This window comes from Methylobacterium phyllostachyos (assembly GCF_900103445.1).
GTDB classification, from domain to species: Bacteria; Pseudomonadota; Alphaproteobacteria; order Rhizobiales; family Beijerinckiaceae; genus Methylobacterium; species Methylobacterium phyllostachyos.
Genome location: NZ_FNHS01000013.1, coordinates 173,539 through 199,385, shown reverse-complemented (window position 1 = coordinate 199,385; position 25,847 = coordinate 173,539). Strand labels below are relative to the sequence as shown.

General features: G+C 69.9%; 23 protein-coding genes. 9 read left to right on the top strand and 14 right to left on the bottom strand.

Annotated elements, in window-relative coordinates; translation table 11 throughout:
* Positions 1-8: 8 nt before the first annotated feature.
* On the bottom strand, positions 9-920 hold the full coding sequence (locus BLQ49_RS20995; protein ID WP_091719264.1) for a DUF6925 family protein: 912 nt from the start codon (positions 918-920) through the stop codon (positions 9-11).
* Between the two features lie 180 nt (positions 921-1,100).
* Between BLQ49_RS20995 and rfbC the strand changes: the two genes are divergently transcribed.
* The 8 genes from rfbC (at position 1,101) to BLQ49_RS20950 (ending at position 9,483) form a co-directional block, all read left to right on the top strand.
* The gene (gene rfbC, locus BLQ49_RS20990) at positions 1,101-1,652 is read left to right on the top strand and encodes a dTDP-4-dehydrorhamnose 3,5-epimerase (RefSeq protein WP_091719262.1); all 552 of its coding nucleotides are present in this window, start codon (positions 1,101-1,103) and stop codon (positions 1,650-1,652) included.
* Positions 1,653-1,745: 93 nt separating this feature from the next.
* Positions 1,746-2,795 (top strand): dTDP-glucose 4,6-dehydratase, encoded by a 1,050-nt coding sequence (gene rfbB, locus BLQ49_RS20985; RefSeq protein WP_091719260.1) that lies wholly within the window; start codon positions 1,746-1,748, stop codon positions 2,793-2,795.
* Entirely contained in the window at positions 2,795-3,700 is a 906-nt protein-coding gene (gene rfbD / locus BLQ49_RS20980) for a dTDP-4-dehydrorhamnose reductase (protein WP_091719258.1), read from the top strand. Before rfbB ends, rfbD begins: the two co-directional genes overlap by 1 nt.
* Complete coding sequence (gene rfbA, locus BLQ49_RS20975) at positions 3,697-4,596, top strand: glucose-1-phosphate thymidylyltransferase RfbA (RefSeq protein WP_091719256.1); 900 nt, start codon at positions 3,697-3,699, stop codon at positions 4,594-4,596. Before rfbD ends, rfbA begins: the two co-directional genes overlap by 4 nt.
* 426 nt (positions 4,597-5,022) lie before the next feature.
* Positions 5,023-6,120, top strand: coding sequence for an OpgC family protein (locus tag BLQ49_RS20965; RefSeq protein ID WP_091719254.1), 1,098 nt, complete (start codon positions 5,023-5,025; stop codon positions 6,118-6,120).
* Complete coding sequence (locus tag BLQ49_RS20960) at positions 6,117-6,950, top strand: SGNH/GDSL hydrolase family protein (RefSeq protein ID WP_244507703.1); 834 nt, start codon at positions 6,117-6,119, stop codon at positions 6,948-6,950. Before BLQ49_RS20965 ends, BLQ49_RS20960 begins: the two co-directional genes overlap by 4 nt.
* Before the next feature lie 56 nt (positions 6,951-7,006).
* The gene (locus BLQ49_RS20955; RefSeq protein WP_091719250.1) at positions 7,007-8,347 is read left to right on the top strand and encodes a lipopolysaccharide biosynthesis protein; all 1,341 of its coding nucleotides are present in this window, start codon (positions 7,007-7,009) and stop codon (positions 8,345-8,347) included.
* Positions 8,344-9,483 carry a GNAT family N-acetyltransferase gene (locus tag BLQ49_RS20950; RefSeq protein WP_091719248.1) on the top strand — a complete coding sequence of 380 codons (1,140 nt, stop codon included), beginning with the start codon at positions 8,344-8,346 and terminating at the stop codon, positions 9,481-9,483. The genes BLQ49_RS20955 and BLQ49_RS20950 overlap by 4 nt, the downstream gene beginning before the upstream one ends.
* Positions 9,484-9,489: 6 nt before the next feature.
* On the opposite strand, the gene BLQ49_RS20945 is transcribed toward BLQ49_RS20950, so the two are convergent.
* Positions 9,490-9,774 carry a hypothetical protein gene (locus BLQ49_RS20945; RefSeq protein ID WP_091719246.1) on the bottom strand — a complete coding sequence of 95 codons (285 nt, stop codon included), beginning with the start codon at positions 9,772-9,774 and terminating at the stop codon, positions 9,490-9,492.
* Between the two features lie 179 nt (positions 9,775-9,953).
* On the opposite strand from BLQ49_RS20945, the gene BLQ49_RS20940 reads away from it, so the two are divergent.
* Entirely contained in the window at positions 9,954-10,208 is a 255-nt protein-coding gene (locus BLQ49_RS20940; RefSeq protein WP_091719244.1) for a hypothetical protein, read from the top strand.
* 108 nt (positions 10,209-10,316) lie between these two features.
* Here BLQ49_RS20940 and BLQ49_RS20935 read toward each other — a convergent pair whose 3' ends face one another.
* The 12 genes from BLQ49_RS20935 to BLQ49_RS20880 all read right to left on the bottom strand — a co-directional run bounded on the left by BLQ49_RS20935 (position 10,317) and on the right by BLQ49_RS20880 (position 25,840).
* Complete coding sequence (locus BLQ49_RS20935) at positions 10,317-11,885, bottom strand: ABC-F family ATP-binding cassette domain-containing protein (RefSeq protein WP_091719242.1); 1,569 nt, start codon at positions 11,883-11,885, stop codon at positions 10,317-10,319.
* Between the two features lie 223 nt (positions 11,886-12,108).
* Entirely contained in the window at positions 12,109-14,451 is a 2,343-nt protein-coding gene (locus tag BLQ49_RS20930; protein ID WP_091719239.1) for a PAS domain-containing sensor histidine kinase, read from the bottom strand.
* Positions 14,452-14,628: 177 nt separating this feature from the next.
* A complete protein-coding gene (gene pepN / locus BLQ49_RS20925) occupies positions 14,629-17,250 on the bottom strand; it encodes an aminopeptidase N (RefSeq protein WP_091719237.1) in 2,622 nt (873 codons plus the stop codon).
* A 326-nt stretch (positions 17,251-17,576) separates the two neighbouring features.
* Entirely contained in the window at positions 17,577-18,587 is a 1,011-nt protein-coding gene (locus BLQ49_RS20920; protein ID WP_091719235.1) for a transporter family protein, read from the bottom strand.
* Positions 18,588-18,852: 265 nt separating this feature from the next.
* Positions 18,853-20,121 carry an MSMEG_0569 family flavin-dependent oxidoreductase gene (locus BLQ49_RS20915; RefSeq protein ID WP_091719233.1) on the bottom strand — a complete coding sequence of 423 codons (1,269 nt, stop codon included), beginning with the start codon at positions 20,119-20,121 and terminating at the stop codon, positions 18,853-18,855.
* Positions 20,122-20,156: 35 nt separating this feature from the next.
* Positions 20,157-20,438 (bottom strand): MSMEG_0570 family nitrogen starvation response protein, encoded by a 282-nt coding sequence (locus BLQ49_RS20910; protein WP_091719231.1) that lies wholly within the window; start codon positions 20,436-20,438, stop codon positions 20,157-20,159.
* Complete coding sequence (locus BLQ49_RS20905) at positions 20,431-21,606, bottom strand: MSMEG_0565 family glycosyltransferase (RefSeq protein ID WP_091719229.1); 1,176 nt, start codon at positions 21,604-21,606, stop codon at positions 20,431-20,433. The genes BLQ49_RS20910 and BLQ49_RS20905 overlap by 8 nt, the downstream gene beginning before the upstream one ends.
* A complete protein-coding gene (locus BLQ49_RS20900) occupies positions 21,603-22,598 on the bottom strand; it encodes a sll0787 family AIR synthase-like protein (RefSeq protein ID WP_091719228.1) in 996 nt (331 codons plus the stop codon). Before BLQ49_RS20900 ends, BLQ49_RS20905 begins: the two co-directional genes overlap by 4 nt.
* Positions 22,595-23,137 (bottom strand): MSMEG_0567/Sll0786 family nitrogen starvation N-acetyltransferase, encoded by a 543-nt coding sequence (locus BLQ49_RS20895; RefSeq protein WP_208859089.1) that lies wholly within the window; start codon positions 23,135-23,137, stop codon positions 22,595-22,597. The genes BLQ49_RS20900 and BLQ49_RS20895 overlap by 4 nt, the downstream gene beginning before the upstream one ends.
* Complete coding sequence (locus BLQ49_RS20890; protein ID WP_091719226.1) at positions 23,137-24,237, bottom strand: MSMEG_0568 family radical SAM protein; 1,101 nt, start codon at positions 24,235-24,237, stop codon at positions 23,137-23,139. The genes BLQ49_RS20895 and BLQ49_RS20890 overlap by 1 nt, the downstream gene beginning before the upstream one ends.
* Positions 24,191-25,279, bottom strand: a complete 1,089-nt coding sequence (locus BLQ49_RS20885) for a Nit6803 family nitrilase (protein WP_091719224.1) — start codon at positions 25,277-25,279, stop codon at positions 24,191-24,193. The genes BLQ49_RS20890 and BLQ49_RS20885 overlap by 47 nt, the downstream gene beginning before the upstream one ends.
* A 78-nt stretch (positions 25,280-25,357) precedes the next feature.
* Positions 25,358-25,840, bottom strand: coding sequence for an MSMEG_0572/Sll0783 family nitrogen starvation response protein (locus tag BLQ49_RS20880; RefSeq protein WP_058191264.1), 483 nt, complete (start codon positions 25,838-25,840; stop codon positions 25,358-25,360).
* Positions 25,841-25,847 lie beyond the last annotated feature (7 nt).

Here is a 25,847-nt window from a genome sequence, read left to right as displayed (position 1 = left end):
GCAGGCGCTCACGCCGCCATGAGTGAGCGCTGCTCCCGTGCGGCCCGAATCGCCAAGCGTGCGAAACGTCCGTTCACGGCGGCCGGATCCGGTTCCTCGCCGGCCAGCACCGCGCACCGGAGGGCGACCAGGTCCGGGTCGCCCCAGGCATCGAGTAGGCGCCCGAACGCCGCGTGGCGGCCCACGTCGAAGGAGAGCGGCCGTCCCGTCGCAGCTTGAACCGGGTGGGCCGGGTGCAGAGCCGCGACGGGCACCCAGCCTGCCGGAATCGGGGCGGTGGCGGCGTGCGTCAGGCGAAGCCGGAGGAGTTTTGGAAGAATGTGGCTGTGCGGCCCCGGATCGCCGGCCTGCCCCGGCGCCGGGATCGCCGTGTAGACCTCGATCCGCCCCGGGCGGGCCAGGAACACGCGATGCGGGCTTGCGGCCATGAGGGCCGGAAGGGCGGGATTGCCAGGCACGAACAGCGGCCGTCCGGTCGCGCCCCGAAGGCGCTCGATCAGGTCCGGCTCGGTGACACGCACGCAGGCATCGACCGCTCCCAGGTCGAGGCCGAGATCGAACAGGATCCCGCTGCGATCCTGCGGCCTGACTGCGGCCGGGTCTGCCCCGAGTTCGGTGAGAACCGTGCGCCGCCCCATCGCGCAGGCTGCCTCCGTCAGGCACAAAGCGACCACCTGGCTCCATCCGCCGGTGAAACCGGTCTCGTAGGCAATCGGCCTCAGGCCGGGGGGGGCCGTCAGTGCGAGCGCGCCGCGGTTCGTCGCGAGCCCGATCCGGCCGTCGTCGAGGTGCCGTACGGCTTCCTCCGCATCCCGGCGGAAGGTCGCCACGGCACCGTAGCTGCCGAGACTCCATGCGCAATGCGGATCGGCCATCTGCGCGCGGAGAAGCGCCTCCGCAGACCGCTCCGCTCGCCTCATCCGCAGCCCCCACGTGATCAGATCACAGAGATCCACGCCTTGACACGGCAGGCGAATGACCGGAAGTCGCAGGCCCATCATCGAAGTTGGGAGCGGCGACGCAGGCGCCCAGCTCGGAAGAGGTCAATGCGAAGACCTCTGCCGCGCCTCGTGACGGGACCTGTGGGAAAGGGCGTTGGCATGGACGTCATCGAGACTGAGATCCCGGATGTGAAGCGCATCGTGCCGAAGCGCTTCGGCGACGCGCGCGGCTGGTTCTCCGAGACCTTCCGGGCCGACGTCCTGGAACGCGCCGGGATCACCATGCCGTTCCTGCAGGACAACCAGTCCTTCTCCGCCCCGCAGGGCACGATCCGCGGCCTGCACTTCCAGATCGCGCCGCGGGCGCAAGCCAAGCTTGTCCGCGTGCTGCAGGGCGCCATCCTCGACGTGGCGGTCGATATCCGCAGAGGCTCGCCGACCTACGGCAAGCATGTGGCTGTGACGCTCGACGCCGAGACGGGCACGCAGCTCTTCATCCCGCACGGCTTCGCCCACGGCTTCTGCACCCTCACACCCGACGTGATGGTCGCCTATAAGGTCGACGAGTACTACAGCCCCGAGCATGACCGGTCGCTCGCCTGGAACGATCCCGAAATCGGGATCCCGTGGCCAGTCTCGGCCGATGCGGCCATCCTGTCCGACAAGGATCGCCGCGCGCCGAAACTTGCCGATCTCGGTTCCGTCTTCTGACCGCCGCGGCGTGTCGGCCGTAATTCCGTCACGGCAGCCGTCTTCTGACGCCCCGCCAATCCGTTTCCGACCATTCCGAGAAGGTACTCTGCCATGCGCATCCTGGTGACCGGAGGCTGCGGCTTCATCGGCTCGGCGCTGGTGCTGCACCTCGTCAACGATCTCGGCCACGAGGTCTGCACCCTCGACGCGATGACCTACGCGGCCAACCCGATCTCCCTGGCTCCCCTGGCCGACAACCCGCGCCACCGCCTCGTCGAGGCCGATATCTGCGACCACGCCGCGGTGCAGAAGGCGTTCGCCGACTTCAAGCCGCAGGCCGTGATGCATCTGGCCGCCGAGAGCCATGTCGACCGCTCGATCACGGATCCCGGTGCCTTCGTGCGCACCAACGCCATCGGCACCCAGACCATGCTGGATGGGGCCCGCGGCCACTACGAATCCCTGCCCGAGGCGGACAAGAAGACCTTCCGGTTCCTCCACGTCTCGACCGACGAGGTCTATGGCTCGCTGCCGCCGGGCGCCTTCTTCACCGAGGACAGCCGCTACGATCCGCGCTCGCCCTACTCGGCCTCGAAAGCCGCCTCCGACCACCTCGCCCGCGCGTGGCACGAGACCTACGGCCTGCCGGTGCTGGTGACGAACTGCTCGAACAATTACGGGCCGCGCCACTTCCCGGAAAAGCTGATCCCGCTGATGATCCTCAACGCCCTGGAGGGCAAGAAACTGCCGGTCTACGGCGACGGCCAGAACGAGCGCGACTGGATCCACGTGGAGGATCACGCCAAGGGCCTCGTCGCGGTGCTGGAACGCGGACGCGTCGGCCAGACCTACCTGCTCGGCGGCCGGGCGGTGCGCAACAACCTCGCGGTGGTGAAGGCGCTGTGCGCGGCCTTCGACCGGCTGCGCCCGGGGAGCGCCCCGCACGAGCAGCTGATCAGCTTCGTGGCCGACCGGCCCGGCCATGACCGGCGCTACGCCATCGATTGCACCAAAGCCGAGACCGAACTCGGCTGGCGGCCGCAGAAGACCTTCGAGCAGGCGCTGGAAGAGACCGTGGCGTGGTACCTCGACAACGAGAGCTGGTGGCGCCCGATCCGCGAGGGCCGCTACAAGGGCGAGCGCCTGGGGCTGAACGGCTGATGGACATCCTCGTCCTCGGCGGTGCGGGTCAGGTCGGGACCGAACTGCAGGCCCTGTCCTGGCCGGACGGCGTTCTCGTCCACGCGCCGGGCCGATCCGAGCTCGACATCACCGATGCGGATGCCGTCGCGGCAGCGCTCGAGGCCCGCGACTACCGTGCGGTGATCAACACTGCCGCCTACACGGCGGTCGACAAGGCCGAATCCGAGCCAGTCGCGGCGTGGCGCCTCAACGCGCTCGCCCCGGCGATCCTGGCGGCTGCAACGGCCGCGAAGGGGATCCCGCTCGTCCACGTCTCGACCGACTACGTCTTCGCCGGCACCAAGCCGGACGGGGCCTATGCGCCCGACGAGCCCATCGACCCGCAGAGCGTCTACGGGGCCAGCAAGGCCGCCGGCGAGCTCGCGGTGCGCACCGGCAATCCGCACCACGCGATCGTGCGGACCGCCTGGGTGGTCAGCCCCCACCGGGGCAACTTCGTCAAGACGATGCTGCGGCTCGCGGCCGAGCGAGACGCGCTCACCGTGGTGGACGACCAGCATGGTTGCCCGACCTCGGCCGCCGACCTCGCCGCGGCGCTCGCGGTGATCGCCCAGCGTCTGGCGACCGACGCGGCGGCCCCCAACGGCACGTTCCACTGCGTGAACGCGGGGGACACGACATGGTGCGGCTTCGCCGAAGCGATCGTTGCGGGCTCCGCCCGGCGCGGCGGACGCGCCGTTCCAGTCAAGGGCATCCCGACCTCCGCCTACCCGACCCCGGCCCGGCGCCCGGCCAATTCGCGCCTGTCCACGGCCAGCCTCACTGAGGCCTACGGCCTTCAGCCCCGCCCCTGGCAGGCGGCGCTCGACGACATCCTGGACCGGCTCGTCGGGCCGGTCTCAGAGGGAGTATCCAAGCCATGAAGGGCATCGTTCTGGCCGGCGGATCCGGCACGCGGCTGCACCCGGCCACGCTGTCGATCAACAAGCAGCTCCTGCCGGTCTACGACAAGCCGATGATCTACTATCCGGTCTCGGTGCTGATGCTGGCCGGCATCCGCGAGATCCTGATCATCTCGTCGCCGGAGCACCTCGACAACTACAAGCGCCTGTTCGGCACCGGCGAGCAGTTCGGCCTGAAATTCTCCTACGCATTGCAACCGCGACCGGAGGGGCTCGCTCAGGCCTTCATCATCGGGCGCGAGTTCGTTGGCGACGACGACGTGGCGCTGATCCTCGGCGACAACCTGTTCTTCGGCGCCGGCATGGGCGAGCTTCTGGAACGCGCCGCGGCGCGCAAGACCGGTGCGACGGTCTTCGCCTATCACGTCGACAATCCGCAGGCCTACGGCGTGGTCAACCTCGACAAGGCCGGCCGTCCGACGAAGATCGTGGAGAAGCCGCAGAACCCGGAATCGACCTGGGCTGTCACCGGCCTGTACTTCTACGACAATCAGGTCCTGGACATCGCCGCCGACGTGAAGCCCTCGCCCCGCGGCGAGCTGGAGATCACCAGCGTCAACGAGGCCTACCTGCAGCGCGGCCAGCTGCATGTGGAGCGGATGTCGCGCGGTTACGCGTGGCTCGACACCGGCACCCACGACAGCCTGCTGGAGGCGAGCGAGTTCGTGCGCACCCTGCAGCACCGGCAGGGGCTCCAGGTGGCTTGTCTTGAGGAGATCGCCTACCTGCAGGGCTTCATCACCCGCGACCAGCTGGTTGCCCGCGGTGAGATGTTCGCCAAGACCAGCTACGGCCAGAACCTGCTGCGGCTTGCCCGCGAGAGCGAGGACGATCTGCGGCTGCGCCGGGGCAAGTAGGCGGCGCGTCCTCCGCGCGCGTTTGCACCGAACCGGAATCCCATTCGGCTGAGGGCGCCCCGACGCGCATCGCAGCCGATGCGGGTCCCGCGCATAAGCTTGTCGTTTTCGGCCCGTCGCGGCGTGCGGTCGGGCCTGTCATCCGCTGTCGCCGCATCTGCATCGCGGCTCAGCGGCATCACCCGCGCGACGAGGCTTTCGGGCCCGTCACCGTCGTGGCCGATCCGCACCGATCCCGATCTGAGCCTGGGCGGCTCATCGGTCCGGGGCCCGTGCCGAGACGTAACGCGGGTGTGAAGTGCCAGTTCGGCCCGCGGTGCGATCCCCACCTTTGTTCGCCTTTGCAGACCCGACGCGGCACCGTATCAGGAGCCGCCACACCGCCGCCGACCCTCGGACGCATCGAAAATCGGAGCCGCCGCGAAGATGCGGGACCCCAACGCGATCGATTTCTGGCGCGGCTTCGCCCTGGTGACGATCTTCATCAATCACATCCCGGGCAACACCTTCGAGCGCTACACCTTCTCGCAATACGGAATCTCGGACGCCGCCGAATTGTTCGTATTCCTGGCGGGCTGGTCGATCGGTATCGCGACCCGCGGCCGCGACGGCGTCCCGGAAGCGCCGGGCCGGAGCGTGGTACGGCTCCTCGCCCGCACCGTGGAGGTTTACCGGGCGCAGCTCACCGTCATGCTGCTGGCGCTCGCGATCATCGCGGGCGCGGCACTCCTGCTCGACAACCCGCTCATCCTCGAATGGCACAATGCCGGCGGCTTTTTCGCGGATCCAATCCAGTCGGTCTGCGGCATGGCCTTGCTGACCTACCAGCTCGGCTACTTCAACATCCTGCCGCTCTACGTGGTCCTGATCGGTGTCGCACCGGTCTTCGTACTCGTGGGTCGTGTCAACCTCATTGCAGCACTGGTCCTATCCGCGAGCATTTATCTCGCGAGCCTCGTTTTCGAGTGGAACTTGCCCTCCTGGCCGGGGGAAGGTGATTGGTACTTCGATCCGCTGTGCTGGCAGCTGCTTCTCGTGCTGGGCTTCGTGCTTCAGCGATGGAATGCGCGCTCCGACATCCTGCGCCGCTGGTCGCGGCGGCTGTTCCCTGCTGGCGTCGTCCTCGTCGTCGCGGGCATCGTGCTCGCCGTGACCGAGATCCGGCCGGACCCGATGCTGGTCCCGGAGCCGCGACTGCTGTTCACATTCGAGAAAACCTACCTAACCCCGGCGCGGTTGGTACATTTTCTCGGGGTATTGTTGGCCTTTGCACCCGTTTACGCATTGCTCGCCCCGCGGATCGGCCGCATCGTCGGGTTCCTGTCTCAGCTGGGGCGGAACTCCCTGGCTGTCTTCTCGATGGGCTCGATCCTGAGCCTCGTCGGGCAGCTCGTGCGTTTCCAGACCGGCGGCGGCCGGCTGATCGATATGCTGGTTGCCGGCTCGGGCCTGATCGGTCTGGGGCTCACCGGATGGTTCGTCGAATGGCGCACCCGCACCAAGTCTTCGAGGCCGCGCCCATGAGGGCGGCTTTCCGGGTTCCGATCCTGGCGGCCCTGGTCCTCGCCGGCGCCGCGCTGCCGGCGCTGGCGGAACAGCCGGCCGATCCTACAGGTGACGAATCCGTCCTGTCCCAGGAATGCCGGGTGCCGGGCGCACAGCTCTATACGGCGGCCCGGCTTGGGGCCGTCAAGGCGGCGCTCGCCGAGAAGCGCCCGCTGAAACTCCTGGCGATCGGAGGCTCGGCGGCACCGGGCGCCTCCGCCTCCTATCCGGCCAAGCTGGAAACCGCGCTGGAGCGGGCCCTGCCGAAGGTCGATGTGGTGATCGACCATCGCGGCCTGCCGGGCGAGGTCGCCTCCGGGGCGGCCGAGCGCCTGCGCACCATGGTGGTGGAAGCCGAGCCCGATCTGGTGATCTGGCAGGTCGGAACCCACGACGCCATCGCCCGGGTGGATGCCGAGGCCTTCGAGTCCGCGCTGAGCGAGGCCGTCGCCTGGATCCGGTCCCACGGGATCGACGTGGTTCTGGTCGATCCGATCTACACCGCCAGCATGGCGGCGGATGCGGATTACAACCGCATCGTCGAGGCCGTGCGCACCGTGGCGACCCAGCAGCAGGTGCCCCTGGTGCGGCGCTACGAGGCGCTGCACTACCTGTCGAGCCGCAGTGACCGGGGCGAGGGGCACATGCTTGGGCGCCAGTTCCGGTTGAACGATCTCGGCCTGCGGTGCATGGCCGAGCACGTAGCGCTCACCATCGTCACCTCACTGGGGCGGACCGATGCCCCCGCAGAGCCGAAGGCCACCCCCGCCACATCGCCCTTAACCGGGCCGCAACGGGCCCCGGGTTAGATCGGGCAACCAGAGGTCGGCCACCCGCCGGACCCGGGTCCGGCGCGGAGCGCGTAGTGTCAGCCACGGCTCTCCCGATCCGCGCGTTCCGACGCCTGAGCGCCCTACGCGGCGGCCCGCAGCGGACGGCGCTCACGGTGTTCGCGATCCGTGTCGGCTCGGCCGGCTTCGCCTACGGCTCCCAGGTGCTCGCGGCGCGGCTGATGGGCTGGGACGCCTACGGCATCTTCGCCTCCGTCTGGGTCTGGACGGCGATGCTCGGCCACACCCTGACGCTGGGCCTGTCGCAGGGCGCCTGCCGGTTCGTGCCGGCCAACCAGGCCCAGGGGGATCTCGATCTCGCCCGCGGCTACATCCGGGCCGGCGCGCTGATGACCGGCGGCGCGGCCCTGGCCGTGGCCGGCCTTGGGGCGGCCCTGCTCGTCCTAGAGCCCGATTTGTTTGCGCCGGCCTACCGGGCACCGATCGCAGTTGCGCTTGGCGTGATGCCGCTCTTCGCGCTCCAGGATTATCTGGAGGGCGTGGCGCGCAGCCAGAACTGGATCGGGCTCGCCATCGCACCCCCCTATCTCCTGCGCCAGACCTTGATGATGGCCGCCATGGTCGCGGCAATCCTGCTCGGGGCGCCGCCGCGTGCGGAGGTCGCCATGGCCTGCATGCTGGTCGCCGCCGCCGCAGCGACGGCGATTCAGGCGGCCCTGCTCGCGGCCCGTCTGCGCCGGGCGCTGTCGGACGGTCCCCGGAGCTACCGGTGGCGCACGTGGCTCGGCACGAGCCTGCCGATCGCCGCCATCGATCTCGCCAATGCCGGCTTCACCTTCGTCGATGTCATCGTGCTAGGCGCCCTGGTGAGCCCGGCCGAGGTCGGGATCTACTTCGCGGCGACGCGGATTCAGCAATTCGTGGTCTTCGTGCATTTCGCGGTCAGCGCCGCGACGCTGCAGCGCTACAGCGCCGCCCAGGCGCAGGCGAACCGCTTCCTCCTGGCCGAGCTCGTGCGGCGACAGGCGCAGCTCACCGCGGCCGCGACGGTGGCGGTCGGCGGCGCGATCCTCGCCGCCTCGCCGCTGCTCCTCGCGATGTTCGGCCCCGGGCTCGGCGACAGCATCCCGATCCTGGGCATCCTCGTGGCCGGCAGCGTCGCGGCGAGCCTGTTCGGGCCCGGCGAAGATCTCCTGACCATGCTGGGCGGGGAGCGGCTGTGCGCCGGGATCACCGCGGGCTCGCTCAGTGCGGCGGCGTTCCTGTGCCTGATCCTGGTGCCCGGGTTCGGGGCGCTCGGGGCCGCCGGGGCCGTGGCGCTCGTCACCGTCGCGCGGGCCGGGATCCTGGCCCGCGCCGCCGGCCGGATGCACGGGTTGCCGACCCCGGTCTGGTCCGCGGGAAACGTCCGATGAGACTCGCGCGCACCGCCCTCCGGGCAACTCACCTGCCGGTCGCCGACGCCGCAGCCCCGGATGCGACCGCCTGGGATGCCCTGTTCGCGAGCGCCGCCGCCCCAAATCCGCATGTCTCGCGGCACGTCATGGCGGCGCATGGCGCCGCCGGCCTGCTGCCGCCCAGCCTGCGCTTCGTCACCGTCCAGACGGGCGGCCGGCTCGTCGCGCTGCTGCCCTGCGCGCCGACCTGGGATCTGTCCGGGCTTGGCGCCCGGGTCATGCGGCCATTCCTCTCGCCCTTCGTGACCGCGACCGCGCCCCTGATCGCCGACGGGCCCGAGCGCGCCGCCCATGCCCACGATCTGGTCGAAGCCCTTGAGGCGGCCTCCGGCGGCCGGGCATGGCGCTGGCCGCTGCTGCCGACGGAGGAGGGGGCCGTCCCCGAAATGCTGGCGGCGATGCGCGCGCGCGGCTGGGCCCTCGGCACGGTCGCGGCCTTCGACCGTCCGGTCATGGACCGCCGGGCCGATCACGACACCTTCCTGGCCGATCATCCGAGCCGGTCCCGGTTCAAGGACCTGCGCCGTCGCGCCCGGCGCCTGGCGGAGACCGGCGCGGTCGCGTTCGAAAGCGCCACAACGGGCGCGGATCTCGCCCGCCTCGTCGGCGCCTTCCTCGATCTGGAGCGCGCGGGCTGGAAGGGGCAGGCTGGCACCGCCATGGCCTGCCGGCCCGAGACCCAGGCGCTGGCCCATGCCCTGTTCGCCGACGGGCCGGGCCCGGTGCGCATCCGGGCCGATGCGCTCACCGTGGACGGGCGGCCGATCTCGGTCAGCCTCGCCCTCGTCGCCGGCGGCACCGCAACCCTGCTGAAGACCGCCTACGACGAGGAGCTGCGCAGCCACGCCCCGGGGCTGCTGCTGGAAGCCGAAATCGTGCGCGCCTGCCACCAGACCGGCTTCGCCGAGCGCCTCGACTCGGCGACGCTCGAAGGTTCGGCCCTCGAAAGCCTGTATCGCGACCGCACCCCGATCGCCGAGATCATCGCGCTGCCGCCGGGCGGCCACGCCCTGTCCCTGGAGCGGCGGCTCAGGCTCGCCCAGTTCGAACGGCAAGCTCGCGCCACCGCCAAACGCGCCCTGCGGCGGCACTGAAATCCGTTACCGGGCCGGGTAAGGCCCATCGCCCTCCACCCGATCGTAGACACCGTGACCGGTCCGGGCGCGATAGGCGCGGCCGGCGATCTCGCCGGGCGTCGGCGGAGTGCCGGGTTGAGCGAAGCTCGTCTCCGGCCGGTAAGCCGGTCCCCAGCCGATCTCCTCGTCACCGGCCGGGTCCTTGCCGGGAAACCCGGTCACGTAGCCGGTGCTCTGCGCGAGCGCCGGGGCGGCGGCGAGGCAGAGCAGGGCCGCGACGGCGAGGCGAAGGGGTGTGGTGGAACGCATCGGTCGAAATCTCCTCTCCCTGACCCGGCTGACGGATCGTCTCCGGAGCAAACCCGTCTTCGGGAGCGGTGTTGTCTCAGCGTGCACTCATGCCGCAGGGGTGTCGGCCTGGCACCCTTCTGGGATCTTGCCGGGCCGAGCGGCCGTCACCGGCGCACCATTGCGGAGGCGCGGACGCCATGGAGGACTGGAAGGCAGGTCTGCGGGCCGAATTGCGGGCGATCGAAATCGCCAACGGCGACGCGGCGATGGCGCAGCTGCCGAGCCTGCTGCGGCGGCTGCGCAGCCATGAGGCGGCCCTCGGCGGCAACCCGATCCTCGCCCTGTACCGGCGCTGGCGTATCCGCTCCCTGAGCCGGGCCGTCGCGGATGCGCGGTGGCATGCCGAGCAGGGCCGCGCCGCCCGCCTCGGAGGACTCGACCCCCGCCTCTGACGTCGGGATCCGTCGGATCGACCTCGGAGCTGTCTTTGAGGAGTTGGTTTGCGGTCGGTCCGCTCCCGGATGGAATTGGGCTAACGCCGACGCTCAATCTTTTGGATGTCAGACTTGGAAAGCGCGATCGAGCCTGATCCGCGCCAAGAAGGATGGATCGTGACTCACGACAAGCAGCGCACCGTCGAAGCCTCGCAGAGCCTGCTCCAGAACTTCGAGGGACTCGATGTCGAGATGGTTGGTCGGTTCATCCAGAATGACGAGCCAGGGCGGGGTGGGCCGGGACAGCGTCGCCGCAAGTCCCGCCCGCAGCCGCTCGCCGCCTGACAGTGTGCCGATGACCCGATTCGCATCCTGGCTGCGGAAGGCGAACCGGGCGCAGATAGCGTGCGCTTCCGCGTCGGTCGCCTTCGGGTTCACACCGCGAATGTTGTCGAGGATGCTTTGGTCGGGATCCAGCAAGGCGACGTGCTGATCGAGTAAGACGATGCGCCCCTCGGCACGGCGCACCGAGCCGGCAACGGGAGCGAGCAAACCGGCCGCGATGCGCAGGAGGGTCGTCTTCCCGGCCCCGTTCGCTCCCTTCAGCGCGATCCGTTCCGGCCCGTGGATATGCAGGGTCCACGGGCCAAGGCATCGATCGTCGGTCGCGGCCAGAACGCCGTCCATGGCAAGGACCATTGCGCCGGACGGCAATCCGCTCGGCGGCAGCCTGATCGTCACGGGTGTCAGGACCTCCACCCGCGATCGAGCCTCATCCGCCTCGGCAAGGGCAGCACTCACCCGCCGGTCGCTGAGCGCCTGCGTGCGCCCGCCACTGTTCTGCGCGCGCTCGGCTTGCGCATCCAGAAGGATCTTCGGTTCGGATCCCTTGGCGGCGAAGGCGCGTCCCGCTCTGTCGCGCCTCTCCTTTGCCTCGCGCTGCGCTTGCGCGGCCTGGCGCGCGGCGCGAACGCCCGCCTCGGCGCGCTCAAGCTCGGCGCCGGCGCGCCGTCGATCCGCGTCGCGCGCGGCAGCATAGGCCGACCAGCCCCCGCCGAAACTGCGCACGCCCTTCGTCGTCAGTTCGAGGATGCGGTCCACGTCCTCCAAGAGGTCCCGGTCATGGCTCGCGACGAGGATGCCCCCGCGCCAATTCCGCACCAGGGCTCGCATCGCTGCACGGCCGCCGGCGTCGAGATTGTTCGTCGGTTCGTCAAGAAGCAGAAGGTCCGGGGCCTCAACGATGAGGCGAGCGATGCCGACACGCGTGCGCTCGCCGCCCGACAGTGTTTCAAGGCGACGGTTCAGTGGCAGATCGGGAAGACCCGCCTGCGCGAGCGCCGCACCGATACGGGTCTCCAGGGTCCAGTCTGCGGCGTTGAGATCGTCGGCGGTGCCGTGACCGGCCAGGACTCGGCCGATCGCTTCCAGCGAGCCCGCGACGCCGAGCGCTTCGGCCAGGGTCCACGCTTGCGGCATGTCCTGCTGGAGAACACCGATCGTTCCGATCCGCCGAACGACGCCAGAGGACGCTTCGGCAAGACCGGCGATGATGCGCAGAAGCGTGGATTTGCCAGAGCCATTGCGGCCAACGAGCCCGACGCGTTCCGCCCCGATCGCGAAGGTCAGGTCTCGGAAAAGCGAGCGGTCAGGCGTCCGGGCAGAAACGGAATCGAGGGTGAGGAAGGCGGACATCGTCAACCGTGGCAGGTGTCGAGACAAGGCGGATCGCGTTGCTCATCCTGTCGTTCACGGCTTCACCCTCTGCGTTTCGATACCGACGTATGACCGGAAAGTCCTGCGCGCAACCGAATGGCCGCTGTCCGGCATATGGTGAGATGCTCTCAGCTTCCGGGCAGGATCGGAAACCGCCACCGCATCGTCATCTGGCTGGGTTCAGATCCGAGAGCTGCCTTCGTTACGCCGCCACCGACCGCGCCAGGCGCCGGGTCGCCCGCGGCTTGCTCGGGGCGCGCGCCACGGCGTCCGCGACGGTTCGGTCGGCGCCCATTGCCGGCAGGCGCACGAGCACGATGGTCCCGACCGATTGCTCCGAGCGGATGCGGAGCGATCCGCCGTGCAGTTCGACCATCGAGCGGGTGATCGCCAGCCCGAGGCCTGAGCCCTTGTGGGTCCGGGTCATCTGCGCCTCGACCTGGGTGAACGGCCGGCCGAGCCGGGCGAGGTCCGAGCGCGGAATGCCGATGCCGTTATCCACCACGTACAGGTGCGTGCTCGCCCCCGCCCGCCGCACGCGTACGGCGACGCGCCCCCCGGTCGGCGTGAACTTCACGGCGTTCTGCACGAGATTGGCCAGGATCTGTTGGAGCGCGGCCGGATCGGCCAGCAGGTCGAGATCGGGCGGCACGTCCGTGCTGACGGTAATGGACTTCTCATGCGCCACCGCCGCGAAGGGCGCGACGGCGGACGAGATCGCCGCCTCGGCCGGGATCGCCCGGGGGTTCAGCCGCACGCGGCGCGCCTCGAGCCGGGCCATATCGAGGATGTCGTCGATCATGGACAGGAGGTGCGAACCGCTCTCGCGGATGTCGCGGCAATACTCCGTGTAGCGGGGCGTGCCGAGCGGCCCGAGCACCGCGTTCTCCATCACGTCGGCGAAGCCGATGATGGCGTTGAGCGGCGTCCGCAGTTCGTGGCTCATGTTGGCCAGGAACTCCGCCTTGGCTTGGTTGGCGGCCTCCGCGACCGCCTTCTGGTCGAGATAGCGCTCGGCGAGGTCGGCGAGCTGCTGGGTCTGGAGTTCCAGGGTCCGGCGTGACCGCTTGAGGTCCTTCACGGTCTCGATCAGCTCACGCTCCGAGGCCTGGAGCTGCTCCTGATGCCGTTTCAGGCTGGTAATGTCGGTCCCGACCGACACGTAGCCGCCATCCTTGGTGCGCCGCTCGCTGATCTGAAGCCAGCGACCGTCCGCCAGCTCGGCCTCGAAGGTCCGGGATGCCATGCCGCCGAGCGCCATGCCGGCCTCCGGCGATTCGCGTCGGACCTGGGGCAGCACGCCCCGGCCCATCACCTCCGCGTAGCTCTGACCGGCCCGGGCATCCTCCGGGCTCAGGGCGTGCAGATGCCGGAACTTCGAATTGCACAGGACCAGCCGGTTGCCCGTGTCCCAGAGGACGAAGGCCTCCGAGATCGCCTCTACGGCGTCGCGTAGCCGCATGTCGGCCGCCGCGTTGACCTCCTCCAGGGCGCGCTGCTCGCTGATGTCGGTGGCGATGCCCACGAGGTGCCGGCTGCCATCGCCCGCGTTCACCACCACCTCGGCCCGGGCGCGGAACCAGACATAGGCCCCGTCGGCGCCGCGCATGCGGAAGGCATGGTCGATGGTGGTCTGGTTCGCTGCCAGCCCCCGGGCGAGGCTGTAGAGGTCGCCGTCATCGGGATGGACCAGCCCGTTGACGTCGCCGAAGGACAGGTATTCGTGCTGTCGCCGGTAGCCGAGCAGGCCGTACATCGAGTCGGACCAATAGATCCGCCCTCTCGCGACGTCCCAATCCCACAGGCCGCAGGCGCCCCGGCGCAAAGCCGTTTCGAGGCGGCCGCGGATCTTCTCGCGGGCGCAGTCGGCCCGGGCCGCCTGTCGGGTCTGAAGGGCGTAGGCGAGGCCCACGCCGACGATCACGATGGATGCGGCGGCGATCAGCACGATCTGGTCGCGGGTGCGGGCGCTCCAGCCGCGCAGGAGCGGCTCGACCGGCTGCAGCACCGCCACTTGGCCCACGCCGCCCGGAAGGCTGTGCATGGCCGCCAACACGGTCTCGCCGCCGGGCAGTTCGAGGACGATGGCGCCGGCGCGTTCTCCAAGGCCGGAGAGGGGCTCACTCGCGCCGAGAACTTGCGACAGCGTCTGGAGGTCGGCCGGGAGCGGTGGATGGGCCGCAACGATGCGGGTGTCGGGCCGGACCAGCAGCAGGCGCCGTCCCGAATGCCGGCCGCTCTCCGGCAACAGCGCGCGCAGATCCGCCGCGACGGCCCCCGCGGGATCGACCGCACGTGCGGCAAGCCGTGCGAACCCCTCGACCTCCACTTGGGCAACCGACAGGATCTCGGCGCGCTGGCCACGGATGTGGAGTGCGGCCAGACCGACGAGACAGGCCAGGAACACCGCAAGGCTTCCCGGCACGGCAAAGCGCAGCCAACGCTCGGCCTGCGCGAACCGCGGCTGCCGGGCATGACCCGGCCAAGAAACGGCGAGAGTCGAGTCCGCACGCGCGGAGAAGGAAGCGGAACCCGCCTCCGGCATGGCCGAACCTCGCCCGTGGGAACTGCAATCCGGTCCGAGCTCCCCGCCCCCCGAATCTTTGTGAATACAATCACCCTGAGGGGCGGTTTGTCCACGGATTTTTTACCATACCGGCTTGACGAACACCCCCTGTTGCAGCGTCGCGGAAGAATCGATTTTCCCCGTCGGTACAGCTACTTAGCCGCCTTCCAGGGTGCGGGCCAGGATGTCGGCCGTATCCCGGGACAGGCCCCGGATCGCCTTGATCCCGTTGAGCATTTCGGCGGCTTTCGCGGACCGCGATTTTTCCAGCCGCCGCCAGGATCCGAACGCCGTCAGCAGCCGCGCGGCAACCTGCGGGTTGGTGGGATCGAGCGCCGCCACAGTCCTGGCCACGCACGCAAATCCCGCTCCGTCGGGTCTCGCGAACTGGGTCGGATTGCCGAACGCGAAGCTGCCGATCAGCGCCCGCACCCGATTCGGATTGGTGAGCGTGAAGGCTGGGTGGTCCTGCAGCCGGGTGATTCGCTCCAGCGTCCCGGCTTCGGGGATCTGCGCCTGGATGGCGAACCACTTATCCAGGACCAGGGGCTCGTCGGCGTAGCGCGCTGCGAAATCGGCCAGCGCCGCCTCCCGTGTCTCGCCCGGGATCAGCGCCAGGGTCGCGAGGGCGGCGAGTCGGTCGGTCATGTTGGTCGCACCCGCCAGCCGCTCCGCGGCCCAGGCGGCGCCGGCTGCGGGATCGCCGGCCGCGATCAGGTCGAGGGCAGCGTTGCGCAGCGCCCGGCGCCCCGCCGAGGCGGCGTCGGGGCTGTAGGGTGCCCCCGGGACCGGTGCGAGGGCAGCGTCGATCCGTTCGAGGCGCGGTCGCAGGCTGCGGCCAAGATCAGCCCGCAGCGCGACACGCGCCTGATGGATCGCGTCGGGATCGACGTCGGCCGGCAGGGCGTCGGCGGCCTCGCCCTCGCTCGGCAGCGCCAGCACCAGGGCCGCGAAGGCCGGGTCTGCCAGCGCCTCGCCGTCGAGAAACCGGCCCAAAGCCTCCGCGAAGGCCTCCATGCGGCCGGCATCGGGCTTCAGGATCAGCCGCAGGGCCACGTCCTGCGCCGCCTGCCAGCGGTTGAACGGATCGCTGTCCTGGGCCAGCAGCCGCATGCGTTGCGCGTCGGTGAGCGCGAGGTCGAGCCGTACCGGCGCGGAGAAATCCCGGAGCACAGAGGGCACCGGCTCCTCGGTGACACCCCCGAAGACGATCTCGGCCTCAGACCGGTCGAGCACGAAGACCCCCTCCCGCACCTGGGCGGAGGTTGCCGCCTCAAGCGGGCCCGCGCTGCCGACGAGCCCGAGGGCGACCGGGATCACGAGGGGCGCGCCGTCCTGCCCGCCCTCACCGGGCAGGCTCTGCGCCAGCCGGAGCGTGTAGCGGGCCGCCTGCGGATCGTATCGGCCGGTCACCGAGAGGCGGGGCGTGCCGGGCCGCTCGTACCAGCGGGCGAAATCCGTCAGGTCGCGTCCCGTGACGGCCGTGAAGGCCGCGAGGAAATCCTCGACCGTGGCGGCACGCCCGTCATTGTCAGCGAAATACCGATCCATACCGGCCCGGAATGCCGGGGCGCCGATCAGGGTGCGCAGCATCCGGACGATCTCGGCGCCCTTATCGTAGACGGTCGCCGTGTAGAAGTTGTTGATCTCCGCGTAGGCCCGGGGCCGCACCGGATGGCGCAATGGCCCGGCATCCTCGGGGAACTGCCGCGCCCGGAGCGAGCGGACCTCGGCGATCCGGTGCACCGGCCGGGACCGCATGTCGGAGGAGAATTCCTGGTCGCGGAAGACGGTCAGTCCTTCCTTCAGGCAGAGCTGGAACCAGTCGCGGCAGGTGACGCGGTTGCCCGACCAGTTGTGGAAATACTCATGGGCGATGATCGCCTCGATGGCGGCGTAGTCCCCATCGGTTGCCGTCTCGGGGCTCGCAAGCACGTATTTGTCGTTGAAGATGTTGAGGCCCTTGTTCTCCATGGCGCCCATGTTGAAGTCGGACACGGCAACGACGTTGAAGACGTCGAGGTCATAGGCGCGGCCGAATGCAGTCTCGTCCCACTGCATGGAACGGATCACGGCGTCGAGCGCGTAATCCGCCCGGGACTCCTTGCCGGGCTCGACATAGACCGCGCAGGTGACGGCGCGGCCTTCGGCGGTGGTGAACTGGGTCTCGACCTTGCCGAGGCGGCCGCCGACCAGGGCGAACAGGTAGGCGGGTTTCGGGTGGGGGTCATGCCAGACGGCGAAGTGCCGGTCCGCGCCCACCGGGCCGGCTTCGATCCGGTTGCCGTTGCCCAACAGCACGGGCGCCTCGGTCCGGTCGGCCTCGATCCGCGTGGTGTAGACCGCCATGACGTCGGGGCGGTCGAGAAAATAGGTGATGCGGCGGAAGCCGTCGGCCTCGCACTGGGTGCAGTAGACGCCGTTCGAGCGGTAGAGGCCCATCAGCTTGGTGTTGGCGGTCGGATCGATTTCGGTGACGAGGCGCAGGCTGAAGGGCTGCCGGGGCGGGGTGAGAAGGCTGAGCCCCGCGGGCGAGACCGTGTAGGCATCGGGCGACAGGGGGGCGCCGTCGAGGGCCGCAGAGACCAGCCGCAGGTCGTCGCCGTCGAGGTTCAGCGGCGCCCCCGCGACGCCTGCCGGGTTCGGGCGCAACGCAAGGGTCGCGTCGATGCGGGCCGCGTGCGGGTCGAGGCGGATATCGAGGTCGACGCGGTCGATCAGGTAGTCGCTCGGCCGGTATTCCTCGAGGCGGATCAGCGGCGGCGTCTCGGTGCGCATGCGGCTCTCACTCCGGGTCTGTCTCGGGCCCGTTCTGGTCCCTCCCGGCGCCGGGCGCAACGCGGGCTTCGCCGCAGCGCGATGCAGAGGTTGCAGATCGCCCGCCCGCGGAAGTGGGTTTCGGGCTGATGCGAGAGCTTCACCACCGCGACACCGCCTTCGTCGCACAGCGAGGCGCGGGGATCCGTTAGCCCGCGGGAGGCGGGGCCGAGCGGGTTTAGCTGTTGAGACCGGGCCGCTCGGCCCCTGTCGAAGCGAAGACCCTGGGAAGGATGTGCACTTCGATTTCGGACGCGCCGCGATCCGCGGCGCGGGAACCTGCCCGCTCAGCCTTTGCGGACCAGCGGCGCCACCACCGGCGCAGCTGCGGGCGGCGTGTAGAGCGGTATGATGAACCGCACCCAGCCATCAGTCGAGTAGTTGTCGCGGGTACGGCCGAGCGCATTGGTGTAGGTCGCGCCGGTCACGACGTCGCGGGCGACATAGGCCTGGACGGTGAAAGCCTTGAAGTCGTAGCCGATGAGGCCGCCGATGGCGAAGCGACCGCGGTTGCCGGCTGCCGCGCTGAACGAGCTGATGTCGAAGTTATACGTGCCGTAGGCGACTGGGCCGATCTCGAAGTTGCCGAACTTCTTCGTCGCGGTCAGGTCGATATTGAGCGCGTCCGAGAGGCGCAGCGGGCCGATCGCCGAACCCACGAGGCCGCCGAAGCGGCCGGGCGAGTCGTAGATGTTCGCCGTCAGGTTGGCGGTGATATCCCACCCGTCTCCGGTATAGCTGCCAGCAACGCCGAAGCGGTAGGTGTTCGAGGAGAATTGCGGCAGCACCGGCGTTCCCACCGGGCTCAGGCCGCCGGGCACCCGCGGGTTCGGCGCGAAGGCGCCGGTGAACAGCGAGCCGCGCCCGGCATCGAGATCGTTCAGGTGAACGCCGCCGAGGAAGCTGACGCCGACATGACCGCCGAGGTCGAAGGCCCAGATGCCGGCGAGCAGAGTGCCGACATTGATCGAGATGTCCTTGTTGCCCTGGCCGGCCGCGTTGCGCGTGAAGGCGAACACGGTGGGCTGTGCCACCAGGGCCTCGATCCGGCCGCCGAGCGGAGTGAGCGGCGTCGACCACAGCAGGAACGGGACATTGACCGACGTATCCGGCGAGAACGGCTGGTCGGTGCGTCGGTAGGTGAAGGTGTCCACCGCGTAGATGCCCTCCGGCAGCGGCGCGCCGGCGGCGAGGCCGACCTGCTCGCCCGGAACCGTCGTCGATTGCGCGAAAGCTGCTGTCGCACTCAACGCGAGCGCCGCGCCTCCTGCCAGCGTTGCCGCAAACCGATTCATCATCCTCGAACCCCTTCCCACAAGCCGCACGTCATCGTTCGCCACGTCGCCGCGGCGCAAAGGACATCGAAGTTTGCCGCTGATCCAACCATATTTTCTTGTATGGAAATGCGATCAATCTGCATACATTTCCAATTACATCTTGATGATGTCACGGATTATCCTAGAGTCTACTGTAAATGATCTGATGAAATACGAGAGCGCGGCGGGTGTTGCAGGGACATCACGCGCCGGCACGGGAGACCGGCGCGCAGCGCGACGGCGGGCCTCAAACCATGCGGCTGAGTGCGAAGCCCTCGGCGCCGAGGCGCTTCTGGATGACCTGCACGATGTACTCGGCATCGCGGCCGACCGCGCCGAAACGCCCGGAGCCCCAGGTGTTCAGCCAGGGCAGGCCGATGAAGGAGATGCCGTCCTCACCCGTCACGCCGCGCTTGTGCTTGGGCTGGCCTGCACCGTTGAATACGGAGGCGTCCAGCCAGCGGAAATCCGGCGTGAAGCCGATGCACCAGACGATGCTGGTGATGCCGGAGCCTGCGAGGGGGAGGCTCGTAACCAACTCGCCCGGCTCCCAGACCGGGCTGTATGGCGTCTGCGCGGGCGCGGCGATGCCGGACTCGGCGATGTACGTGTCGATGGCCGCGTTGATGCCGTTGTAGGTCCGGTCGGCCTGATCGAGCGAGCGCTTGAGGTTGTCGCGGAAGCAGAGTGCACCGTCGGCGTAGTCCTCCAGCACGCCGTAGAGCGCCATGCCCTCGGTCGCGAAGCGGCGCAGGTCGATATCCCGGCCACCGTCGCGGCCGGTCACGTAGTGGTTGGTGTTATCGCGGACGCCATCGCGCAGGGGATGGTCTTCGACGGTCTTCTCGTAATAACCCATGTCGGCGAGCCACGTGACGACGTCACGGCCTCGGTAGAAGCGGGCGCAGCGGGGCGCGTCGCCTACGGCCAGATGCACGGCGCGGCCGGCGAGGTGGAGATCCTCGGCGATCTGCGCGCCGGACTGGCCAGAGCCCACGACCAGGACAGCGCCCTCCGGCAGCTGGGCCGGTTTGCGATACTGGTTCGAGTGGATCTGCGCGATCGAGCCCGGCAGCTTCTCGGCCATGCGCGGGATGATCGGCGTATGATAGCCGCCGGATGCCACCACGATCTCGTCCGCGGTGTAGTCGCCCTCCGAGGTCTGGACCGCGAACAGCCCGTCCGCGCCCCGCGCGACGCGCGTGACCGCGACCCCCTCGCGGATCGGCGGATTCACCTTGGCGACGAAGGCCTTGAGATAGGCGACGATCTCGTCCTTCTTCATGAATCCGTCCGGGTCCGGCCCGTCATAGGGATGACCCGGCAGGTCGCATTGCCAATTCGGCGTAACGAGGCAGAACGTGTCCCAGCGCTGCGTCGCCCAGGTGTGTGCGGCCGTGTGCGCCTCGAACACGAGGTGATCGAGGCCGCGCTGCTTGAGGTGGTAGCTGACCGAGAGACCGGCTTGGCCGCCGCCGACGATGGCAACGGGAACGTGACGGATCGTGGACGTCATGGTTCCAACTCCGTGAGGTTCGGGAGGGGGCCGGTTCAGGGCTCGAAGCGCTCGACCGCCACACGGCCACCGGGGGGCTGCCGCTGCGCGGCGGCCTCGATCCGGGCGAGTTGATCCAGGGCGGAGGAGCAGCTGAACCCGTACTTCTCCCGCACCCGCTCGCTCGCGATGGTGAGGGCCGTGCGGGTCTTCGCGACGAACTCGTCGAGGGCGTAGCTTTCGCCCGGGGTGAGAAAGTCCTTCACCACGAGGGAGGGCGAGTAGCAGGCCTCGCGCCGTCCGTCGGGCCAGCGGACGTGGAAGTGCATCTCAGGCATGGATCGGCTCCGGCTGGAGGCGGGTGCAGGCCGCGTAGGCCTGGCGGTGGCGCTCGGCGCAGGCCCGCCAGGTTTGAGCGGCCGCCCGGGCGAGACCCGCCGCACGCAGCCGGGCGCGGGTCTGCGGCACCAAGGCCGCCGCCATGGCGTCGGCGAGGGCATCCGCGTCGGCGGGATCGGCGAAGAGGGCGTCCGTCGGCGCGAGATACTCGGTGAAGGGCGGGCGGCGGGAGACGAGGGCGGGCGTTCCGCAGGCCATAGCCTCCAGCACGCATAGGCCGAAGCCCTCCGTCCAAGAGGGGAAGGCCAGGAGGTCGGCGGCCCGGTAGAGCGCCGGCATGTCGGCCTGCGGGACGGGACCCGTCTCGATGACGGCCTCACCCCGACCGACCGTGAGGCCCGCAGCCGCCAGGGCCGCGCGGCAGCGGTCGCGGTAGGCGGCGTGGTCGAGGAGCGAGGCACCGCCGGCAACCACGAGCTGCGCTTGCGGGCGACGCGCCCGCAGACGGCCGAAGGCCTCGATGATGCCCAGCGTGTTCTTGCGTGCCTCGAAGCCGCCGACGCTCAGGATGATCGGCCCCGGGCCGAGCTGCCAACGGTCCCGCACCGCTGCATCCGCCCCGGTCTGAACGTCGCGATAGACCGACGGATCGACCCCGTTCCCGACGATATCGGCTTCCGCACCGATCTCGTCCCGGATCCAGTCGGCCCAGAGGCGGCTGACACAGAGCAGCCGACCGGCTTCGCGGATCGAACGCTCCTGCCAGTCCGCCAGCACTGGGTCGGCGAAGTGATCGACGTGGTGGACGGTGCGGACGAAGCCCGGGATCAGGCGTCGGTGCTTCAGGGTCGCGAGCGCGTTGCCGCCGATCCCGTCGTGGGCGTGGAAGATGTCGAAGTCGCACGCGGCTGGGCTGCCGAAGTGGCGCAGGTAGTCCTGGATGCGGGTGCGCACCAGCTCGACCGTCGGGCCCGCGACCGGCTGGGCCGCGACCGCCACCGTCGGGCAGGCCGCCTCCCGGAAGAAGCCGCGTCCGGACGGGTCGGGGGCGTGGACCACGGCCTCGTGGCCCAGGACGCACAGGGCCTCAGCCAGCGCGAGGCAATGCGCGACGCCGCCCCGCGGGTTGGTGGAATGGGTCAGGATGGCAATGCGCAGGCGTTTCACGGGGCAGCCCCCACGCCGTTCCGGCCGCAGCCGATCAACGCGCCGGCGGCGAAATCCCAGACCACCGCCTCTGCCCCCGCCGCATGCCGCACCCGGGCAACCCGGCTCGCGTCGAGACGCCCGATACGGGACGCCGCGATGCCGCACTGCGCGAAGCGCGCCACCACGGCCGGTGTGCGGTCGGGGCGGACGCTCACGAGGTAGCCGAAGCTCGGGAAGGCCGTCAGCCAGCGCGCGAGTGGAACGTCCCTGGGGCGCGGGATCGCGTCGAGGTCGATAACGCCGCCGACGCCCGAGCATTCGAGCAACATCAGCGCCGTGCCGACGATGCCGGCCATGCTGATATCCTTCGCGGCGCGGGCCAAGCCATCCTCGGCAAGTCCCGGCAGCAGTGCGAGGTCGGCGCGTAGCCGCTCGCCCGGCGCGCCCGTCGAGGCGTCCCAGTAGGGATGCGGCTCGCGAAAGCGTCCGCGCAGGTCGATGGCGGCGACGAGGTCGTCTCCGGGCGCGGCATCGAAGCTCGTCAGGAGGCGCGGACCCGCCCGACCGAGCACGGCGACCGCAAGGTTGCCGGCGGCCGCACGGGTGTTGGTGTGGCCGCCCACCACCGGAACGCCGTAGATTGTGGCGGCGTCGGCCAGACCGGCCAGGATCGGGTCCGCCGCCTCGGCATCCCGGCTCCAGAGGGCATCGACGACGGCAAGCGGGCGCCCCCCCATGGCGGCGACGTCGCTCAGGTTGACCATGATGCCGCAATAGCCGGCGAAGTACGGGTCGGCGGCCACGAAGCTGTCGAGAAAACCCTCGATGGCCAGCAGAAGGTGCCCGTCGCCATCGGGAATCGCCGCGCAATCGTCGCCGACCGGCACTGCCGCATGCCGGCTTGCCAGCCCGAGCCGCGCCACCACGGCGTCGATGTCGCGTTTGTGGCCGACCCCCTTTGCCGCGCGGATCTGGCGGGCCAGGGCCTCGATGTCGGGGACCGCGGTCACGCGGCCCTGCGGAAGGTGACGAGGCCGTGCTCGGGATCGTGCATCGGCGGGTAGGCCGCGAGGTCTGCCTGCATCAGGCGGTGGGGCCGTCCGTGCAGATCGAGCGCGGCGAGGCTCGTCCAGTGGAGGGACTCGAACAGCGGGGCGTTCGCCTCCTGCACATGCGCGCGGAAGCAGGTGCAGCCCCGCGCATGTGCCGCGGCGACCGCGACGCGGATGAGCCCGGTGCCGAGCGCGGCGGCACTGCGGAACGGCTTGGCGACGGCCAGGCGCGAGCCCCACCATTCGCCTGGACGCTCCGGGATTTCGTGAATGCGGACGGTGCCGACCACGGCATCGGTGTCGCCGCCCAGCGTCGAGAGCGCGCAGACCGGGATAGCGTGAGCGTCGACGGCATCCCGGTCGTCATCGACGAAGAGGCCCTGCTCGGCGCAGAAGACCTGGCGGCGCAGGGCAGCGCAGGCGCGCCGCTCCCACGGCGCGATCGCGAATTTGACGCGGAAGTGGCTCGGCCAATAGGGCGGAACGGGGTCGAACATCAGGCCGCCCCCACACGCTCGTAGGTGGACAGCGCCGAGCAGGCGCCGCAGCGTCCACAACCGGCCTTGATGTCGGTGGAGCGCAGGTTCGCGGCGCCCAGCAGGGCGGCAAGCGGCTGCAGGATCGCGTGCATGAAGTCCGCGCCGGGGGCCGGGTGGCTCTCCAGCGGCGTGCCGGAGATCGGGACGAACGGCACCACGAAGGGATAGACGCCCATCCCGATCAGGCGCTCGGCCATCGCCAGGATCGCCCCCGGCGCGTCGCCGAGGCCGGCGAGGATGTAGGTCGAGACCTGGCCGCGCCCGAAGACCGGCACGGCCGCCGCGAAGGCCTCGAAATAGCGCTCCAGGGGCACGCTCGCCTTGCCGGGCATGATGCGCGCCCGGACCTCTGGGGTGACGGCCTCGAGATGCAGGCCCAGCGCGTCGATGCCCGAGGCCTTCATCCGCTCGAACCAGCGATCGTCGTCGGGGGGCTCGCACTGGGCCTGGATCGGCAGGTCGACGGCCTCCCTCACCGCGAAGGCGCTGTCGCACAAAACCGCGGCGCCCCGATCGGTGGCGTTCGGCGTGCCGGTGGTCATCACCATGTGCTTCACGCCATCGAGCAGCACGGCGGCGCGGGCGACCTCGGCGAGCTGAGCGGGGCTCTTGTGGGCGATGGTCCGTCCGGCGGCGAGCGACTGGCCGATGGAGCAGAACTGGCAGGTCTTGGTGCGGCTCGCGTAACGGATGCAGGTCTGCAGCACCGTTGTGGCGAGGACGTCGCGCCCGTGCAGCACGGCGATCTTGGAATAGGGCACCCCGTCGAAGGTCGAGAGCCCGTAGAAGCGGGGCTTGCCCGGGAAGGTGGCGCGCCCGATCACGACGCCCTCGTGCTCGATCACCGCGACCCCGTCCGCATCCGGCCGGCGCACGAGGAAGGGCGAGTCGAAGGCGGTCTCGGTATGGACCGGGACCATCACGGTGCGGCCCGCGATGGTCATGGCCTTATGGTCCGACGGGCCGGCGCCGCCGCGGCGACTCGGCGCCCCGGCGCGGCTGTCGGCCAGCCTAACGCCGTAGGATTGCAACGCGTTGATCAGGCGCTCCGTCGGCATCCCGATCAGACCCGTCGCGGCCGGCGGGACGGGGGGCGGGCTCGTGAGGAACGGGCTGCTGCTCATGGTCCAGGCTCCGGGGGGCGGGCTGCGCGCCGGCCGGCTGATGCACGAACGCGGCCGGGCGGTCGTCGTGGAGGAGGCTCAGGAGTTCGGGTCGGGCGTAGTGGCCGACCGAATCCATCATCCGCTTGCGCTTGGTCACCAGCGCGAGGTCCATGTCGGCGATCAGGATGCCCTCGCCGGGGCCGAGCGGTTCGGCGAGGTGCTTGCCCTCGGGCGAGACGATGGCGGTGCAGTTGCCGCCCCGGCAGGCGCCACGCAGGCGCTCGTCCGGGCAGACCTGCGCGACCTGTTCGTCGGTGAGCCAACCGGTGGCGTTGACCACGAAGCAGGCCGCCTCCAGGGCATGGTGGCGGATCGTCACCTCCATCTGGTCGGCGAAGATCTGGCCGACCAGCGAGCCCGGGAATTGCGCGGCGTGGATCTCCTCGTGGCGCGCCATGAGGGCGTAGCGGGCGAGCGGGTTGTAGTGCTCCCAACACGCGAGCGCCCCGACCCGGCCGACGGCGGTCTCGACCACGGTAAGGCCCGCGCCGTCGCCCTGACCCCAGATCATGCGCTCGTGGTAGGTCGGGGTGATCTTGCGGCGCTTGAGCTTCAGCGCCCCGTCCGCGTCGAAGATCAACTGAGCATTGTAGAGCGAGCCGTGGTCGCGCTCGTTGACGCCGAGCACGATCACGGCGCCGTGGCGGCGCGCGGCGGCCGAGACCGCCTGCGTCACCGGCCCCGGCACCGCCACCGCGCGCTCGTAGAGCTTCAGGTGCTCCGCGCCCTGCAGTGCCGGCGGCAGGACGAAGGAGAAGTAGGGGTAGTAGGGCACGAAGGTCTCGGGGAAGACCAGGAAGCGCGCGCCCTTGGCGGCGGCCTCATCGACGGCGTTGAGCACGCGCTCCAGGGTGCCCTCCGGCCGGTCGAAGTCGGGCGCGATCTGGATGGCGGCCGCCCGCACGATCCGGGTTTCTGGCCGGCTCTCTGACATGGATGATCCTCCGGCTGAGCCAGCGGCTGCGCGCGTCGCGCGGCCGCCGGGGTGCGGGCGTCGGACGGTCCAGGAGCTTCAGACGGTCCAGGTGTCGATGATCACCGCGTTGTCGCGCTTGTGCAGGAGGATGCAGTCAAGCACGTCGAGGGGGTTGATCATGCGGATGCCCTCGATGAAGGCCGCCTCGCCGTGGCCGTAGAGGGCCTGGGTCGAGAACCGGCAGGCATAGACCTTGCCGCCCTCGGCCATGAACTTCTCGAGCTGGTTGTTGAAGTTGAGGTGTCCCGGAAAGGCCTCGTCGCCGAGCCGCGGAAAACCGCGCTGGACGCCGAGCGTGATCCCTGGCCCGTAGAGCAGGATCGAGGTCTCGAAGCCCTTGCGCTGCAGGCGCGTGGCCTGGAGCAGGTTGACGAGGCCGATCGAGCCTTCGAACGCAACGGTGTGGAAGGTGACGAGGGCCTTCTGGCCCGGCTCGGCCTTCACGTCCTCGAAGACCTTCTCCTCGTAATCGACCAGGAAGTCGCCCTTCTTGTGCGGTTCGCGGTTCACGGCTGGCATCGCTCAC